Origin of the sequence: Spirosoma terrae (assembly GCF_010435915.1) — a bacterium.
Lineage (GTDB): Bacteria > Bacteroidota > Bacteroidia > Cytophagales > Spirosomataceae > Spirosoma > Spirosoma terrae.
The window spans coordinates 215,886-232,891 of the sequence record NZ_JAAFZH010000002.1 but is presented as its reverse complement, the minus strand read 5'-3'; the positions used below and the strand labels follow the sequence as shown (position 1 = coordinate 232,891).

The 17,006-nt window shown below is 46.2% G+C and carries 13 protein-coding genes; 11 read left to right on the top strand and 2 right to left on the bottom strand.

Annotation, left to right across the window (positions count from 1 at the left end):
- Positions 1-255: 255 nt before the first annotated feature.
- The 3 genes from GK108_RS06000 (at position 256) to GK108_RS05990 (ending at position 6,887) form a co-directional block, all read left to right on the top strand.
- Positions 256-3,585, top strand: coding sequence for a SusC/RagA family TonB-linked outer membrane protein (locus tag GK108_RS06000; protein ID WP_163944393.1), 3,330 nt, complete (start codon positions 256-258; stop codon positions 3,583-3,585).
- Positions 3,586-3,673: 88 nt separating this feature from the next.
- A complete protein-coding gene (locus tag GK108_RS05995; RefSeq protein ID WP_163944390.1) occupies positions 3,674-5,422 on the top strand; it encodes a RagB/SusD family nutrient uptake outer membrane protein in 1,749 nt (582 codons plus the stop codon).
- Between the two features lie 262 nt (positions 5,423-5,684).
- Positions 5,685-6,887, top strand: a complete 1,203-nt coding sequence (locus tag GK108_RS05990; protein ID WP_163944387.1) for an AGE family epimerase/isomerase — start codon at positions 5,685-5,687, stop codon at positions 6,885-6,887.
- A gap of 97 nt (positions 6,888-6,984) precedes the next feature.
- Here the strand turns inward: GK108_RS05990 and GK108_RS31140 are convergent, their stop codons facing one another.
- Positions 6,985-7,176 carry a hypothetical protein gene (locus GK108_RS31140; protein WP_212592742.1) on the bottom strand — a complete coding sequence of 64 codons (192 nt, stop codon included), beginning with the start codon at positions 7,174-7,176 and terminating at the stop codon, positions 6,985-6,987.
- Positions 7,177-7,331: 155 nt separating this feature from the next.
- Between GK108_RS31140 and GK108_RS05980 the strand changes: the two genes are divergently transcribed.
- The 5 genes from GK108_RS05980 to GK108_RS05960 all read left to right on the top strand — a co-directional run bounded on the left by GK108_RS05980 (position 7,332) and on the right by GK108_RS05960 (position 10,184).
- Entirely contained in the window at positions 7,332-7,925 is a 594-nt protein-coding gene (locus tag GK108_RS05980; protein WP_163944384.1) for an RNA polymerase sigma factor, read from the top strand.
- Between the two features lie 54 nt (positions 7,926-7,979).
- Positions 7,980-9,002 carry a S1C family serine protease gene (locus GK108_RS05975; RefSeq protein WP_163944382.1) on the top strand — a complete coding sequence of 341 codons (1,023 nt, stop codon included), beginning with the start codon at positions 7,980-7,982 and terminating at the stop codon, positions 9,000-9,002.
- Positions 9,003-9,065: 63 nt separating this feature from the next.
- Positions 9,066-9,347, top strand: a complete 282-nt coding sequence (locus GK108_RS05970; RefSeq protein ID WP_163944379.1) for a hypothetical protein — start codon at positions 9,066-9,068, stop codon at positions 9,345-9,347.
- Positions 9,348-9,507: 160 nt separating this feature from the next.
- Entirely contained in the window at positions 9,508-9,756 is a 249-nt protein-coding gene (moaD, locus tag GK108_RS05965; RefSeq protein ID WP_163944375.1) for a molybdopterin converting factor subunit 1, read from the top strand.
- 17 nt (positions 9,757-9,773) lie between these two features.
- On the top strand, positions 9,774-10,184 hold the full coding sequence (locus GK108_RS05960) for a molybdenum cofactor biosynthesis protein MoaE (RefSeq protein WP_163944373.1): 411 nt from the start codon (positions 9,774-9,776) through the stop codon (positions 10,182-10,184).
- A 14-nt stretch (positions 10,185-10,198) separates the two neighbouring features.
- Here GK108_RS05960 and GK108_RS05955 read toward each other — a convergent pair whose 3' ends face one another.
- The gene (locus tag GK108_RS05955; RefSeq protein ID WP_317166490.1) at positions 10,199-11,188 is read right to left on the bottom strand and encodes an endonuclease/exonuclease/phosphatase family protein; all 990 of its coding nucleotides are present in this window, start codon (positions 11,186-11,188) and stop codon (positions 10,199-10,201) included.
- Positions 11,189-11,517: 329 nt separating this feature from the next.
- Between GK108_RS05955 and GK108_RS05950 the strand changes: the two genes are divergently transcribed.
- The 3 genes from GK108_RS05950 to infB all read left to right on the top strand — a co-directional run bounded on the left by GK108_RS05950 (position 11,518) and on the right by infB (position 16,880).
- Complete coding sequence (locus tag GK108_RS05950) at positions 11,518-12,030, top strand: ribosome maturation factor RimP (protein WP_163944370.1); 513 nt, start codon at positions 11,518-11,520, stop codon at positions 12,028-12,030.
- Positions 12,031-12,103: 73 nt separating this feature from the next.
- Positions 12,104-13,348 (top strand): transcription termination factor NusA, encoded by a 1,245-nt coding sequence (nusA, locus tag GK108_RS05945; RefSeq protein WP_163944367.1) that lies wholly within the window; start codon positions 12,104-12,106, stop codon positions 13,346-13,348.
- 169 nt (positions 13,349-13,517) lie between these two features.
- Entirely contained in the window at positions 13,518-16,880 is a 3,363-nt protein-coding gene (infB, locus tag GK108_RS05940) for a translation initiation factor IF-2 (RefSeq protein WP_163944365.1), read from the top strand.
- Positions 16,881-17,006 lie beyond the last annotated feature (126 nt).

The following is a 17,006-nucleotide window of genomic DNA, read 5'->3' as shown; positions in this document are numbered from 1 at the left end:
GTTGATCTTTTCATAAGATTTTAATAAAAAAATATATAGTCTATTATCTATATACCCAATCAGCTAAACTGCTGTTTTTCAGGCTAATTACTCCCGAACTTAAGTGATATTACCTAGAATTTGTACTTCACTAAGACAGAATAGCCAAATTTTATTCTTATTCTACTTTGGAATATGATAAAACAGCTATAATATTTGTACGATTAATTTTACTATAAATTTAGTGCAACCCTTAAAACTAAGTTTAACTAACCTATGAAGTCAACACTTTACAGACTTCTGCAAGCCTCTTTTTTAGGCGCAGTTATGCTGCTATGGAGCTTTCATGCTTCTGCTCAAGACCGTCGGGTGACGGGTAAGATTTCTGGTGCTGATGGGGCAGTGCCTGGGGCCAACGTTGTTTTAAAAGGAACAACGACGGGTACAGCCACAGATGCCAACGGGGCGTTTTCCCTCAACGTTCGGGGAGCCGATCCTACCTTGGTCATTTCTGCAATCGGTTACAAGACAAAGGAAGTTGCCCTGGGCAACCAAACTGATGTCAGCGTAACCCTCGAGGATGAAGCTACGGCTCTGAGCGAGGTGGTCGTTACTGGTTATTCGACCGAAAATCGCAGAGACGTAACAGGCGCCGTATCTACGGTAAAACCAGCGCAACTTAAGGTCGTTCCTTCTACCAACGTAGAACAACAGCTTCAGGGCCGCGTAGCTGGTGTTACGGTTATTACCAACGGGCAACCCGGTACGACCAGTCAGGTACGTGTTCGGGGATTCGGTTCTTTTGGTGGTAACCAACCTTTGTACGTTGTGGATGGGGTGCCTACGCAAACGATCCAATATCTGGCTCCCGATGATATTGAAAGTACAACCGTTCTGAAAGATGCCGCTTCTGCTTCTGTGTATGGTGCTCGTGCTGCATCTGGCGTTATTGTCCTGACAACCAAAAAAGGCCAGCGCCGTGCTCAAAAGCTCAGCATTTCCTATGATGGTCTATATGGTACCACGGATCCAGGTAAAGGCCAGAAAATCCTGAACCCACAAGAGCAGGCTGACTGGACATGGCAGGCCCGTAAAAATGATATTTATCAGGCAGGTGGTACTATTGGTCCTGATAGCTTTACTGGAATCGCCAACAACCAATATGGTTCTGGACAAACTCCTGTTTTGCCAGATTATTTGTTAGTAGGTAGCCAAACTGGTTTATCGGCTTCAGCCGTAAATCTGGAGGCAGAACGGTTAAAATATAATATTAACCCTGCCAATGGCGCTATTTATAACGTTATTGCTGCCAATAAGCAAGGCACCGATTGGTATAAAGAAATTACACGGTTTGCTCCCCTGATGCGTCATACATTAGGTTTCTCTGGCGGTACAGAATCGAGCCGCTATTACCTAAGCTTAGGTATGCAGCAACAAGCCGGTATCATTCAATACAATAACTTCTCTCGTTACACATTCCGGGTCAATACGGAGTTCGATATCACGAAGAAATTGCGTTTTGGCGAGAACATCCAGTTAGCGTATGTATCGGCCACTGGTTTGCAGGGAAGCACTGGTAGCACGCTGGGTAACGGAACCAACAACAACTCCAGCGTTGCCGCCGACGAGAACGACATCTTGTTGGCTTTCCGTCTGGCACCGATTATTCCGGTCTACAACGTGTTCGGAGGATATGCTGGTACGGCTGCTTCTGGTTTCAATAATGCTCGTAACCCTGTTGCGAACCGTATTGGAGCAAAAGACAACCTGAACTACAATCTGATCGCTTTTGGTAACGCTTATCTGGAATACGATGTTATTCCTTCGTTAACACTACGCAGTAGCTTAGGCGGAACGTACTTCAGCAACTATAATAACTCGTATAACCGGTCGCAATACGAAAACTCGGAAAACAATACGAACTACGTATATAATGAATCGGCAAACGTTGGCTTAGCCTGGACGTTTACCAATACAGCGCAGTTCAAGCAGAAGTTTGGTATTCATGACGTAAGTGTATTAGCAGGTATTGAAGCGCTGAACACCGGAAATGGCCGCGGAATCAATGGATCTGGTTTGAACCCTTTCACCACCGATCCTAACTACGTAACCATTGGCACAACAACACCAGGCGCTACTCGTCAGGTAAACAGCTACTATGGCTTAGGGAATAACTTCTACTCGATTTTTGGGCAGGCACGTTACACCTACAACGACAAGTATATTTTAACCGGCGTTATCCGTCGTGATGGTTCGTCACAATTTGGTGCCAACAATCGCTACGGTGTGTTCCCCGCTGTTTCGGCGGCCTGGCGTGTATCATCTGAGGAGTTCATGAAGAACCTTCCCTGGGTAACGGATCTGAAACTTCGCGGTGGTTACGGATTGATGGGTAACTCAAACTATCTGAGCTCAACAAACCAGTACAATCTGTTCGGTTCGAATGCAGGTAACAGTTACGACATCACGGGGGCCAATACGTCAGTTCAAGCAGGCTATTACCGTAGCCAGATTGGTAACCCAGATGCAAAATGGGAAACCAGTATAACCTCTAACATCGGTATCGATGGAGCCTTCTTCAATAACAAATTAGAAGTAGTCCTCGATTTCTGGCAAAAAGATACCAAGGATCTGCTTTATCCATTAGCCCTACCAGGGGTTGTCGGTGTTCGGGCAAATGCACCTTACGTAAACGTTGCCAGTATGCGTAACAAAGGTATCGACCTGTTGATCACCAATCGTGGCAATATTACAAGCGATTTAAGCTACGAGGTAACGGCTATCGGTAGTGTCCTTGACAATAAAATCACAGCGATTGCTCCATCTGTACCTTACTTCACCGCTAATGGCCAGCGCTTAAGTACGCCAGTAGTACGTAACGAGCCAGGTCATGATCTGTCTTCATTCTATGGCTACAAGGTCATTGGATTATGGCAGAGCAAAGGAGAGGTTGATGCCGCCAATGCTATAGCACCCAAAAATGCCGATGGGACTACAGGAACGTTCCAAACAGGAGCTGCTCCAGGTCGCTTCCGCTTTGCCGATATCAACGGCGATGGCAAAATTGATGATCTTGACCGTACGTATCTGGGCAGCCCAATTCCGAAGTTTACAGGTAGCTTAACCCTAACCCTCAAATACAAAGGGTTTGATTTAAATACCAACCTGTATGCTTCACTGGGTAATAAAATCTTCAATAACTCGAAATGGTACACTGACTTCTATCCTTCTTTCCCAGGAGCAGCCATCAGTGCCCGTGTTAAAAATTCGTGGCTTCCAACCAATACGACTACGGACGTACCTATCTTCGAAAATACGTCGAACTTCAGTACCAATACGCAGGCAAACTCATACTACGTTGAGAATGGTTCGTATGGCCGGTTACAATACCTGACTCTTGGCTACACCTTCCCAGCGGTTATGTTGGATCGGATCAAGCTGAACCGTCTACGGATTTCAGCATCGGCAACCAACCTGTTTACGATCACGAAGTACTCTGGTTTAGATCCAGCCGTTGGTGGATCAGCTGACCAGAACTTTGGTATCGACATTGGTAACTACCCCGTTACACGCGGTTATAACATTGGTTTGAGCTTTGGTTTCTAAACTAAAATAGATAATCTGTGGCGGGTTTACCCGTAGGTAAACCCGCTGTTTTCCAACATTAATTATCTAATCTCAGGTAAATTTCATCATGAAAAAAACTATTATAAAAGGCGTATCGATAACCGCAATGCTTGCGTTTGTTACGTTCGCCTGTAATGACAAGTTTCTGGATGTTCCTGCTACTGGCCAGTTAGCTGGTAGCCAGCTCACATCCAAAGCTGGTCTGGAGGGTGTACTTCTCTCTTCGTACGCCCAATTAAATGGCCGTGGTTTTTCCCGCGCAACCAGCTCCTTCAACTGGGTGCGGGGTAGCGTTTCGGGAGGAGATGCCAATAAAGGTTCTAACCCTGGAGATGGCGGTGGTAACACGAACTTCTCTACCTTTCAGCGTTTTGAGTTGCTACCTACCAATGGCGACGTGAACGATAAGTGGCGGGGTATGTATGAAGGTATTAGCCGGGCTAATGCTGTACTACGTATACTTCCGACTGCTGCTGCCGACGTATCGGACGCCGATAAAAAACGGATTTCGGCAGAGGCTCGATTCCTACGTGCCCACTACTATTTTGAGCTAAAACGCTCATTTAACATGGTGCCTTATATTGACGAAACATTAGACTATGGTCAAGGCATTGAGTTGGTAAAGAATGACGTAGATATCTGGCCAAAAATTGAGGCTGACTTTAAGTTTGCTCAAGATAACCTGCCAGAAACTCAGGCCGCTGCAGGGCGGGCTAACAAATGGGCTGCTGCTACGTATCTGGCTAAAACATACCTTTACCAGAAAAAATATACTGAAGCGAAAGCCTTATTTGATCAGGTTATTGCCAGTGGTGTAACAACAAATGGTAAAAAGTACGGCCTGTTAGCTAACTACACCGATATATTCAATGCTGCCAGAGACAACATGGAAGAGTCGGTATTCGCCATTCAGGCCGCTGTCAACACTGGCGACGTAGCAAACTCAGCCCAGGAGCTGGATTTGAACTTCCCGTACAACACCGGTTCTAACGGCCCGGCTGGCTGCTGTGGTTTCTTCGCGCCTAGCTTCGAACTAGCAAACTCGTTCCGTGTAAATGCAAACGGTCTGCCTCTTCTGGACGGTTCTTATAATACAGGAGCTAACCAATTGAAAAACGATCAGGGTATCGAATCGAAAGCAACCTTTACGCCAGACGCAGGGCCAGTTGACCCACGCCTGGACTGGTCAATTGGCCGTCGGGGTATTCCATATCTGGACTGGATGGTTCACCCAGGTCTTGACTGGATTCGTGACCAAAGCTACGCGGGTCCTTATTCGCCGAAGAAATTCATTTTCTACAAAGCTCAGGATAAAACGCTGACCGATGGTAGCTCCTGGACGGATGGCTACTCAGCTATTAACTACAATATCATCCGCTTTGCCGACGTATTGCTTATGGCTGCTGAGTGCGAAATTGAAGTAGGAAGTCTGGAAACAGCGCGTACATACATCAATAGAGTTAGAACACGGGCGGCTAATCAGGATGCCTGGGTAAAAACCTCGGATGGCAAAAATGCTGCTAACTACGTGATTAGCAACTACACAACTGCTTTTGCTAGCAAAGACGCAGCCAGAGCCGCTGTTCAGTTCGAACGGAAACTGGAGCTGTCAGGTGAAGGACATCGTTTCTACGATCTGGTCCGCTGGGGAAATGTCTCAACAGTAATCAATGCATTCATAACCTACGAGGCCCAAAAGCTACCACTAGGATACTCTGGTGCTAAGTTTACGGCTAACAAGGATGAATACATGCCGATCCCTCAAGTACAGATTGACTATCAGGCGGGTGTTCTTAAGCAGAACCCTGGTTATTAATCACTCTGTATAATTTATAAAAAAGAGTCTACCTAAGGTTAGGTAGACTCTTTTTTTATGAGAGCAATTCATTATTATTCAGCCTGCCAAACTAAAAGCAAAACCCTGATCAGGCTCAGAAAACTCTCGGCTGATAAGAGGATTCGAAATTACGACACTACCTACTACGTAGCGAACGTAGCAGTAGAAAATGGAGAATGATGAGTTATAAAGACAGGCATTACGTTTGCTAGCTCTTCGTCACTCATCATTCTCTAGTCGAATGGACCTTAATCAACTTCGGGCAGAACTCCGCCAGGAACATAAAGATATACTCTCCTACTGGGCTCGTTACGCTCCTGATCCGGTAAACGGAGGTTTTTATGGCCGGGTCAATTACCAAAACCAACCTGACCCAAACGCCGACAAAGGCATTGTATTAACTAGTCGGATTTTATGGACATTCTCTGCCGCGCTCCGACATACCCAACATGACGAATATCATTCAATCGCAGATCGTGCTTTTCAATACCTTCAAAAGCACTTTACTGACCCTCAATACGGTGGGGTTTACTGGTCCGTCGATTCAACAGGGCAGCCCAGGCAAACGTTAAAACACCTGTATGGTCAGGCATTTACCCTCTACGGACTAAGTGAATATGCGCATGCGACCGGTTCAGCTTCCGCCCTGTCAGCTGCCAAAGAAATCTTTAAACACATGCTAAATCATGCTTATGACGCTCAGAAAGGCGGCTTCCGGGAAGCCCAGTCGCGCGATTGGTCGCCAGCAACTGATTATATCATCAGTAAGTATGATAATCATGAAATCAAAACGATGAATACCCACCTCCACATCCTGGAGGCTTTTACCAACTTATATCGGGTCTGGCCCCACAAAACTGTCGCCGACCAGATGAGGCACATGCTACGTATGTTTCAGGAACATATTGTTGATCCGAAAACGTATCGAATGAAGCTGTTTATGGATAACGACTGGCGTGTCCGACGTACTGCTATTTCTTATGGCCATGATATTGAAGCTTCCTGGCTGTTGCCTGAAGCGGCAGATGTCTTAGCCAATAGTAATCAGGACGACAAATCATTACAAAAACAGATTCATGATCTCGCTATAAAAATGGCTCGGGCAGCCTCCGACGGCCTCGATGCTGATGGTGGCATGAACTACGAACTTGAACCCAACGGCCATCTCAATCGCGAACGCTCCTGGTGGGTAATGGCCGAGGCAATGGTCGGGTTTATGAACGCTTATCAACTTACGCACGAGAAACAGTTTCTCGAAAAATCAGTCAATAGCTGGGGATACATAAAAAAGTATTTGCTAGACACGAAGAACGGAGAATGGTATAGTGGCGTTACGGCTGATCACCAGGTACTGGGCAACGACAAAATCAGTATGTGGAAATGCCCCTACCATAACAGCAGAGCCTGTCTGGAAATGCTCGACCGAATCGAACATATACGATAGATTATAAAAACATACGCCCCCTGATGGATCATCAGGGGGCGTATTACCGTTTATAGCGATGTCGGTATTAGAACCGGCAGTTGTGCCTTAGTTATAATTACTTCGCGCTATCAGAAGACATCGTCGAAGCTGAATCGGTAGCCATCGTAGAATCGGTAGCCATGGTCGAATCAGTCGTCATTGTAGACTCGGTCGTTGTCGTCTCAGTTTCAGTCTTTTTCGAGCTGCAAGAAGTTGCAAGGGCGATCATGGCCATGAAAAAGAAGGCAGATTTTGTGATAGCTTTCATAGTTTTGGGGCGTTTTTGTTTATATGTGATAAATGGAACAATGTCAACGTTAATACTCCATAGAGAAAAAGGTAACCCAACTTTTTCAAAAACTTTTTACACTTTTTTTTGGGTTACGTTTGAGGTACTTTGGTATTAAGTAATGAAGCAACAGGATGAAGGAAAGTAGCCGGCCCTTGTTAACCGACGATGAATTGCTGGTGGGCTTGGCCAATGGTTCCGACGACGTGCTGAATCAACTATATCGGCGGTTTTTTCCAATGGTGCTCCACTTTATTACAACAAATAGTGGTAATGAAGATGATGCCAAGGATATTTACCAGGAGGCCATTATAGTATTGTACGAAAAGGTCAGAACAGGTTCACTTGAACTAAATTGCCAGTTAAAGACATACATCTATTCAGTTAGTCGACGTCTATGGCTTAAACAGCTAACTCAACGTAGCCGCTATCTGGTACGTGATATTGAGTCACCAGCCAGCGATGAGTTTACGAATGAACAAATCGAATTTGATTTAATCGATCACGAAGATCGTAACCGTCAGTTCGACTTAATGGCCGACTCACTGGAACGACTTGGAGAACCTTGTCGAACGTTGCTGGAGGATTTTTACATTCAGCATCTTAGTATGCAGGCCATAACAGAGAAATTTGGCTATACCAATGCCGACAACGCGAAAACGCAGAAGTACAAATGCCTGATGCGTTTAAAGCGTTTGTTTTTTTCTGAGTACAAACAAAACGAATAGGCTCTTAGGAGCTATCCACCCGTTACTTGCCCGACTTAATGTCGGTATACGATCATGGAAACGAATGACGAAAACGAATTTGAGAGTACCTTACAAGCTTACGGCGAACGAATCCGTCTTAAGCAAAAGCTAACGGTAATCCATTCTGGTTTACAAATGGACTCTGTTCGTGATGAAGCGCGCTCATACCAGTCGTCTGTTCAGCAACCTAGTCAGTTACGTTCGCTCTGGCGGGCATATCGTACTACGTTGGCTGTTGCAGCCTCTGCGGCCGTGATCACTACGTTCGGTTCGATCTTTTTGTATCGTTCCTATCAGCAAAGTCACCAGCAGCAGGAACAGCAATATCGTTTATTAAGTAAGGAGATCCAGGCCGTTAAATCATCGCAGCGAAAGCTCCTGAATGATCTGAATGGACGTGGGCGCGCACTCTCAGTGAATCCGGCTCAGGTTGCAGGCTCAGGCTTTATGCTAACCTCTGATGGATATATGGTAACCAATAATCACATCATAGGGGGAGCAGATTCCATCTACGTGCAAAGCCAGAGTGGAGAAGTATACAAAGCCCGTGTTGTTCATGCTGATCAGGCACATGATTTAGCGATTCTGCAACTCTGCGACGATAGTGCTTTCCGGCCTCTTCCGCCTATTCCATACAGTTTTGACTCCCACCAAACCGATTTGGGGGAACGTGTTTTCACCTTGGGTTATCCACGGGAAGAAATCGTATATGGAGAGGGGTATCTCAGCTCGGGTACTGGCTTTCGTGGCGATTCAACCGCTTATCAGGTAGCGATTGGCGTTAATCCTGGCAACTCAGGTGGTCCTCTTTTAGACGAAAAAGGAAACGTAATCGGAATTATTAGTGGCAAACAAACCACCTCTGAAGGTGTTAGCTTTGCCATTAAAACGAATTACCTGTTCAAAGCGCTCAATAACATATCAGCAGACTCGCTGAAAGGTATTCCGCTACATCTGAACCGCAAAAACACACTGGCCCGTCTGCCACGAAAACAGCAAATAAAGCGGATGCAGTCTTACGTGTATCAGGTTAAAGTTTTTAAACACAAAGACTGAACGTCAAACATTTCATACGAAATCGATGTTTTAATTATCATACATTACAAACACTCGACAAGTATGAAAAAGGTAATGCTGCTGGCTGTAGCGCTGGTTATTTCAGGTACGCTGGCTTTCGCTCAGGACACAAAAGAGAAAGCAAAAGAAACAGCACGTCAGGCTGGGCAAACGATAGACGCTGCGGCTGATAAAACGGGAAGAGAGGCAAAAAAAGCCGGAAGAAAAGTATCCAGAGCAGCCAAAAATACGAAAGAAGACGTAAAGGACGGCACCAACAAAGCGCTGGATAAAACAGAGAAAAAATTAAAAAAAGCAGAACGTAAATTAGATAATCAAAAATAGGTTGTTTACTACGTTACAGGCTAAGTAGTCTTATACATGAATAAAATGGTGCTGTTATCTACTGATAGCAGCACCATTTTTGTTTATGATGCACGAACTCTATTCCATCATTCGTTGCTATAGCATTGTTTCGTGTCTGTTAATAGCGTTATTTTGACAAATGAGCACCCCAATTTCTATTCTTCTTTTTGGTATCACACGCGATCTTACGGGACAATCGGCGGTAACGGTAGCCATCGATGAAGGGAATCGAGTGAGCGATCTACTCCATCAATTATACCAAGAGTATCCTAAATTAGCGGATGTTCGATCACTATTGATCGCGGTCAATGGCGAATACGCAGAAGCAGACCAACTCATTTCTTCTAAAGACGAAATTGCCCTGATTCCTCCCGTTAGCGGTGGATAAATCCGACGTTTTCCGATATGATTGACCTTGTTACCGCCCCCATCGACGTTGCCTCCGTTCTGGCCAATTTACAATCAGATCAGGCGGGCGCACTTGATTTATTCCTGGGCGTTGTTCGTGATAATACCCAGCACCGCCCGGTCGACCGGCTCGAATATGAAGCCTACGATCGTATGGCCATCAGCGAAATGCAGAAAATTGCCGACGAAGCAGGGCGTCGCTGGCCAATTTTGAATTATGCAATTATACACAGGAAGGGCGTACTACGTACCGGCGACATAGCCGTGTTTATTGGTGTAGCCACTGCTCACCGTGCTGATGCTTTCGAGGCTTGTCGATATATAATAGATACCATCAAACAGACCGTGCCAATCTGGAAAAAAGAAGTTTTTACCGACGGCGCAGTGTGGGTAAATGCTCACCCCTAACTCCAGATTTAACGTTACTTTCTCGGTTTATTGTTCACTCGATACGTTCCTACGATTGGATAATGGTCGGAGTATTTGATGTAATTGATTGTCTCAAAATTAAGCATACTCAAGGATGGGTCATGGAACTGATGATCTATCCGAATGAATCCAGGTAACCGATTATAGGTAAACCCAAACCCACGACCTGCCTCCTCAAAACTATTCGGTAAAATCCGGCGCATTCGTTCATACACTACACTGTAAGGCGTATCGTTATGATCGCCCGTAACAATAACCGGATGTGGGCTTTCGCGAATGTGACGCTCAACGCGGGCAACCTGTTCACGGCGTTCAATAAATCCAGAACGTAGTGCGCTTAATACGCCACGGGTTTCATGTTTAACGCCGGCCAATTGTCCCTGGCGTAACACTTTTCCTACGCGGATACCCATCGACTGCAGGTGAACATTAATGACCCTGACCGTATCGTGGCCGACCTTTATATCGGCCCAGACCAGGCCATTCCATCGATCAAAGGATTCTCTATCGCCATGCACAATCGGGTAAATGGAAAAAATAGCTACCCCTACCATACCCGATGGCTGGTTGGCTGCTTCAGGGTTTAACAATACGGAATGTCTGTAACCGCTTTCCTGAAAATGCCTAACCACATCGTAATCATCAATAGACGTCGAATTGTAAAATTCCTGAAAACATTTTACGGGCGCTTCATAACGTAGTACGTAGTTAACAAGTCGCCGAACACGGGGCGAACTATGGCTGCGCTCCCAATCACTATCTAATCCAAACGATTGAACATTATAGCTGAACACCTTCAAGGGAATACTGCTGTCGGTTAATTTTTCTATTGAATGCCAGACAAACGTTCGACTCCCAAAAAGAACAATGCCGACAATAAGAACCAGACCAGACAACCAACTCCGCCACGGACGGACAAAAAGCCAGAGAACGATACAAATGAAATTAAATACCCACGCAACCGGGATAGAAATCATAATCATACTCGCCGACCAATGTTCAATCGATAACGAGTATAAAAGCCAGTAGGCCAGCAATGTGTACAGAGCAAGCAGTAAATTCAGCGACCAGAATAAAGATCTAAAGAAAAAAGTAACTAATCTACCTATTTGAAGCTTTATCGCCATATCATTGGTAAGCAGCCTAACTATAGTTTTTTGATCAAAAATAGACGATTAGCCCCATAAACCTATTACGTAGCACCAGGAAGCAAGTTGCGAAATACTGAAAATAGCGTTATATTTGCTCCGTAATTACCGTATGGCGTTATAAAAAAAGGGAGTCGAACTCCCTTTTTTGTTAGCCTTACTTTATGGACGACAAAGCACGCATAACCGATCTACTGCAATCCTACCTGAACGAAGGTCAATTTTATATTGTTGATATTCAGGTAGCTGGCCGTAGAGGAGGTCAAATTAAGGTTACAATTTTACTGGATAGTGACACAGGTATAACGATTGACGAGTGCGCCAGCATCAGCCGCCAGCTGGGAACTCAGATGGATGAGTCGAATTTCTTCGGAGAAGCGCCATTTATTCTTGAAGTTTCTTCGCCAGGCGTTGGGTACCCGCTAACATTCCCGCGCCAGTATGTACGTAACATAGGCAAAACCCTTGCGGTTGCGCTGACAGATGGAACCGTCCGTACGGGCAGGTTAGAATCAGCAGACGATACGTCTATCGTACTGTTTATCGAGCCAGTAAAAATCTCGAAAAGTAAAAAGAAAAAAGAAGAGAGTTTATCTGTAGAAAAACCAATTGAAGGTCCCCTGTCAATTCCGTTTGAACAGATAAAAAAAGCCAATGTAGAAATATCATTTAAATAGTAGAAAGCGGGCTGTTGTCAGCAAAATGACTAGAATAAACCGTCTGCGGTGAACTATAAACTGCTAATTTGAAATGACCAGTGGATTATTAATCGAATCGTTTGCCGATTTCGCACGGTCGAAAAATATTGATCGACCCACTATGATCGCTATTCTGGAAGATGTCTTCCGGACAATGATTCGTAAAAAATACGGTACAGATGAAAACTTCGACGTTATTATCAACGCCGAAAGTGGCGATCTGGAAATGTGGCGTACCCGCGAAATCGTTGATGACAACTCAGAAGACATTTGGGATTATGACAAAATCCCTCTGGCCGAAGCCCGTAAAATTCAGGATGACTTCGAAGTTGGTGAACAGGTTGCCGAAGAGGTAAAACTAGAAGATTTCGGACGTCGGGTTGTTCAGACAGCTCGCCAAACGCTGATTCAAAAGATAAAGGACATGGAAAAAGAGCTCCTTTATCAGAAATATAAAGATCAGGTTGGTGATCTGGTTACTGTCGAAACGTATCAGTTACTCAAACACGAAATCATTCTGGTTGATCAGGAAAACAACGAGCTTAGTTTACCAAGAACTGAGCAAATTTCTAAAGATCGCTACCGGAAAGGTGAAGCCGTTAAGGCCGTCATCAGTCGGGTCGACATGCTGAATGGAACGCCAAAAATCATTCTGTCACGTACTTCTCCTGTGTTTCTGGAGCGTCTTTTCGAAATCGAAGTCCCTGAAATTTATGACGGCTTAATTTCGATTCGCAAGATAGTTCGCGAACCAGGAGAACGCGCTAAAGTGGCTGTAGAGTCTTACGACGACCGAATTGATCCAGTTGGTGCCTGCGTTGGTATGAAGGGATCACGGATTCATGGCATCGTACGGGAGTTGGGCAACGAAAATATTGATGTAATCAACTATACCGAAAACCTGGAGCTGCTGATAAGCCGGGCACTAAGTCCTGCTAAAATCAGTTCCATGCAGATCGACCGCGAAGCCAAACGAGTATCCGTGTTCCTGAAACCAGACCAGGTTTCGCTGGCTATTGGGAAAGGCGGTCAAAACATCAAACTAGCTGGACGGTTAGTTGATATGGAGATCGATGTTTTCCGGGATAACGAAGGCCATGAAGATGATGAAGACGTCGATCTGATGGAATTCTCGGATGAGATCGATGAGTGGATGATCGAAGAACTCCGGAAAGTTGGTCTCGATACCGCTAAGAGCGTTCTGGCGTTGAACAAAGAAGAACTTGTTCGCCGTACTGATCTGGAAGAAGGCACTGTCGAAGAGATTCTAAATATCCTTAAACAGGAATTTGAATAGCGAGTACGTAGTGCAAAAAAGAGTTGTAAAAAGTAAGGGAAAAGTACCCATTAGGGGCCTTCCCCCCTTACTTTTCGTCACTCATTATAAAAAGAGGGATTTTTATTGCAGTAACTGTTGTTCATACCATATAAACAACCATTAAATTTGCCGAATATAGACCGAACGTATGGCAGAAGATAAGTCAATGCGCCTAAGCCAAGTGGCAAAAATTCTCAACACAGGAACCTCCTCTGTTGTGAATCGTCTGTCTGCCAAAGGGTTTAAGGTTGATAGTAATCCCAACACCAAAATTGGCACTGAATTGCTAGAGGTGTTGGCGAAGGAGTATAACTCAAAGGAACTCCTGAACGGAGCTCGCCGGTCCGAACCGTCGGTTGCGGTCGCCGAGCCACCGCGTCGTCGGGAGGATGATGTCATTTTGTACCGTCGTGATGACGCAGGTCGTCCTATTGTGGACGCTAAAGCGGACGCCCAAAAAACAGACGTCCCTCGGGTGGATGTTCCTAAACAAGCGCCAGCCGAATCTAAGCCTGCCCAGCAAACCGCATCAACTGGTTTGCCAGGGTTAAAAGTGATAGGCAAAATTGATCTCAATGCAAAGCCCAGCCCACAGCCCGCTCCGGCAGCCAAAGTACCAGCTCCGCAAGAGGTTAAACCAGCAGAACCTGTCCGTGTGGAACCTCCTAAAGCTGAGGCTCCTAAAGTTGAAGTTCCCAAGCCAGCTCCAGTAGAGCCAAAACCGGCAGAAGTTAAACCGGTCGCTGAAGCGCCTAAGCCGGTTCAGCCTGTTGAAGCCAAGCCAGCTGTAGCTCCGTCACTACCTAAAGTAGAATCACCTAAGACCGAAGTGTCACAACCAGTTGCTACTCAGTCAAAACCGGAACCAGCTCCTGTTAAACCAGAGCCTTCTGTGGAACCTAAAGCTCCTGCTGAAGCTGAAAAGCCAAAGGTTGTGGAAGCTCGTCAGCCTGATCAGCCAAAACAGGATCAGCCAAAAGTGGCAGTAAGTCAGGCCCCGGCCAAAACTCAGACTCCACCACCTGCTGAAGAAGAAGCCGTAGCTCCACCGACCGAAACGATTCGGGCGGCTGGTAGTCACCAACTGGGAGGTTTGAAGATTTTAGGTAAAATTGAGCTACCAGTCAACAACCCTCGTCAAGGCGGTGGTAACAACAATAATGCGGACAAGAAGAAACGGAAACGAATTCGTGGTGGCCGTGAAAATGCAGTAGGAAGTACGGGTCAGCCAAATCAGGGTGGCAACAACAACGTACGCAATGATCGCGGCCCGCGCGATGGCCAAAACCAAGGCAATCGCGGACCACGTGACGACCAGAACCAAAACGATCGTGGACCAGTAAACCGGAATCAAGGTGATCGGGACCGCAATCAAAATCAGGGAGGCCAGCGCGATGGTAACCGCCCTGCCAATGCCAACCAGGGTAACAATGCTCAGCCACAAGGCCAGAGCAATAACCAGAACCAGGGAGGAAATCGCGGAGGGCAAAACAATGCCAACGCGAATAACCGGGGCGCAAATCGGGGTGGAAACAATCGGGGCGGAAATGATCGAGGTGGAAACCGGGGCGGCAACGACCGGGGTGGAAATCGTCGGGAGGCACCAACCCAGGCTGATGTTCGTAAATCGATCCAGCAGACCAATGCCCGCATGATGGGTAATACGCCTAATCGGGGAGCAGACCGTCGGCGCGATCGTAGAAACCAACGCGAAGAAGATCGTCGTTTGTTGAACGAGCAGGAAGAACTGGAAGCAAAAACGCTGAAAGTGACCGAGTTCGTATCGGCCAACGATCTTGCATCGCTCATGGACGTATCGATTAACGAAGTCATCTCAGTTTGTATGAACCTGGGTATGTTCGTTTCGATTAACCAGCGACTGGATGCTGAAGCGATTACGGTAATCGCCGATGAGTTTGGATACGATGTACAGTTTGTATCGGCTGAAGATGAAACAGAGGCAGGCATCGACGAAGAAAAAGATGCTCCAGAAGATCTGCAGCCACGGGCTCCGATTGTTACGATCATGGGTCACGTCGACCATGGTAAAACATCGTTGCTTGACTACATCCGCCGGGCCAAGGTAGCAGCCGGTGAAGCCGGTGGTATTACGCAGCACATTGGTGCTTACAGCGTAAAAGCCGCTGATAATCGGATGATCACGTTCCTTGATACTCCTGGTCACGAAGCCTTTACGGCCATGCGTGCTCGTGGAGCCAAGGTCACAGACGTTGTTATCATCGTAATTGCAGCGGACGACAGCGTAATGCCGCAAACCCGCGAGGCCATCAACCACGCACAAGTAGCGGGCGTACCTATTGTTTTTGCTTTCTCGAAGGTGGATAAACCAGGTGCCGACGCTGAAAAGATACGTACTGAACTTGCCTCCATGAACCTTCTTGTTGAAGAATGGGGTGGTAAATACCAGGCTCAGGAAATTTCGTCGAAGTCCGGTATGGGTGTTGACGAATTACTTGAAAAAGTATTGCTCGAAGCTGAATTACTCGAACTGAAAGCGAATCCAGATCGACGTGCTTTTGGCACGGTTATCGAAGCATCGCTCGATAAAGGTCGTGGATACGTATCAACGGTACTGATCGAGAACGGTACGCTACGTCAGGGTGATGTCATGCTCGTTGGCGCTCACTACGGTCGTATCCGGGCTATGACCAACGACCGGGGCGATCGTATCAAAGAAGCCGGACCTGCTCAACCTGTTCAGATTCTGGGTTTACCAGGCGCTCCTCAGGCAGGCGATAAGTTTAACGTAATGGAAACCGAACGCGAAGCTCGTGAAATTGCGAACAAGCGTGAGCAGTTGCTACGTGAACAGACGCTACGTACCCGTAAGCACATTACGCTCGAAGAGATTGGCCGTCGGAAAGCAATCGGTAGCTTTAAAGAGCTGAACGTAATTGTAAAAGGCGACGTGGACGGTTCTGTAGAAGCCTTGTCTGACTCTCTGTTACAGTTGTCGACAGAAGAAGTTCAGGTAAATATCATCCACAAAGCGGTTGGTCAGATTTCCGAATCAGACGTACTGCTGGCTTCTGCTTCCGACGCTGTTATTGTCGGCTTCCAGGTTCGTCCGTCAGCGAATGCCCGGAGACTGGCAGAGCAGGAACAGATCGAAATTCGTCTGTACTCGATTATTTACGATGCTATCAATGAAGTAAGGGATGCTATGGAAGGTCTGTTAGCCCCAACAACGGAAGAGGTAATAACGGGTAATATCGAAGTTCGTGAAGTATTCAAGATCAGCAAAGTAGGTACCGTTGCCGGTTGCTACGTAACCGATGGTCTTATCAAACGGAGTCACAAGATCCGCGTTATTCGCGACTTCATCGTGATTCATACCGGTGAGATTGGTGCGCTGAAACGCTTCAAGGACGATGTGAACGAAGTTCGTTCTGGCTACGAATGTGGTCTGAGCGTTAAAAACTTCAACGACATCGAAGTGGGCGATATCATTGAAGGCTTCGAAATTAAAGAAGTAAAACGGACTTTATAGTCTTAAGATAGAAGTAGATTCGCCCCGACTGGTAACCAGTCGGGGCTTTTTTTATTCCTATTATCCCGTTCCAAAACCGATATTCTAATTTTCTGACTGGCCAGTGGCACTACGTATACCTTTGCA

Coding starts and splice junctions, on each gene's coding strand:
- GK108_RS05980 (WP_163944384.1), top strand. CDS start 7,332: ATGAAGGAAAGTAGCCGGCCCTTGTTAACCGACGATGAATTGCTGGTG.
- moaD (WP_163944375.1), top strand. CDS start 9,508: ATGAGCACCCCAATTTCTATTCTTCTTTTTGGTATCACACGCGATCTT.
- GK108_RS05995 (WP_163944390.1), top strand. CDS start 3,674: ATGAAAAAAACTATTATAAAAGGCGTATCGATAACCGCAATGCTTGCG.
- GK108_RS05960 (WP_163944373.1), top strand. CDS start 9,774: ATGATTGACCTTGTTACCGCCCCCATCGACGTTGCCTCCGTTCTGGCC.
- nusA (WP_163944367.1), top strand. CDS start 12,104: ATGACCAGTGGATTATTAATCGAATCGTTTGCCGATTTCGCACGGTCG.
- GK108_RS05955 (WP_317166490.1), bottom strand. CDS start 11,188: ATGATTATGATTTCTATCCCGGTTGCGTGGGTATTTAATTTCATTTGT.
- GK108_RS05970 (WP_163944379.1), top strand. CDS start 9,066: ATGAAAAAGGTAATGCTGCTGGCTGTAGCGCTGGTTATTTCAGGTACG.
- GK108_RS06000 (WP_163944393.1), top strand. CDS start 256: ATGAAGTCAACACTTTACAGACTTCTGCAAGCCTCTTTTTTAGGCGCA.
- GK108_RS31140 (WP_212592742.1), bottom strand. CDS start 7,176: ATGAAAGCTATCACAAAATCTGCCTTCTTTTTCATGGCCATGATCGCC.
- GK108_RS05950 (WP_163944370.1), top strand. CDS start 11,518: ATGGACGACAAAGCACGCATAACCGATCTACTGCAATCCTACCTGAAC.
- infB (WP_163944365.1), top strand. CDS start 13,518: ATGGCAGAAGATAAGTCAATGCGCCTAAGCCAAGTGGCAAAAATTCTC.
- GK108_RS05990 (WP_163944387.1), top strand. CDS start 5,685: ATGGACCTTAATCAACTTCGGGCAGAACTCCGCCAGGAACATAAAGAT.
- GK108_RS05975 (WP_163944382.1), top strand. CDS start 7,980: ATGGAAACGAATGACGAAAACGAATTTGAGAGTACCTTACAAGCTTAC.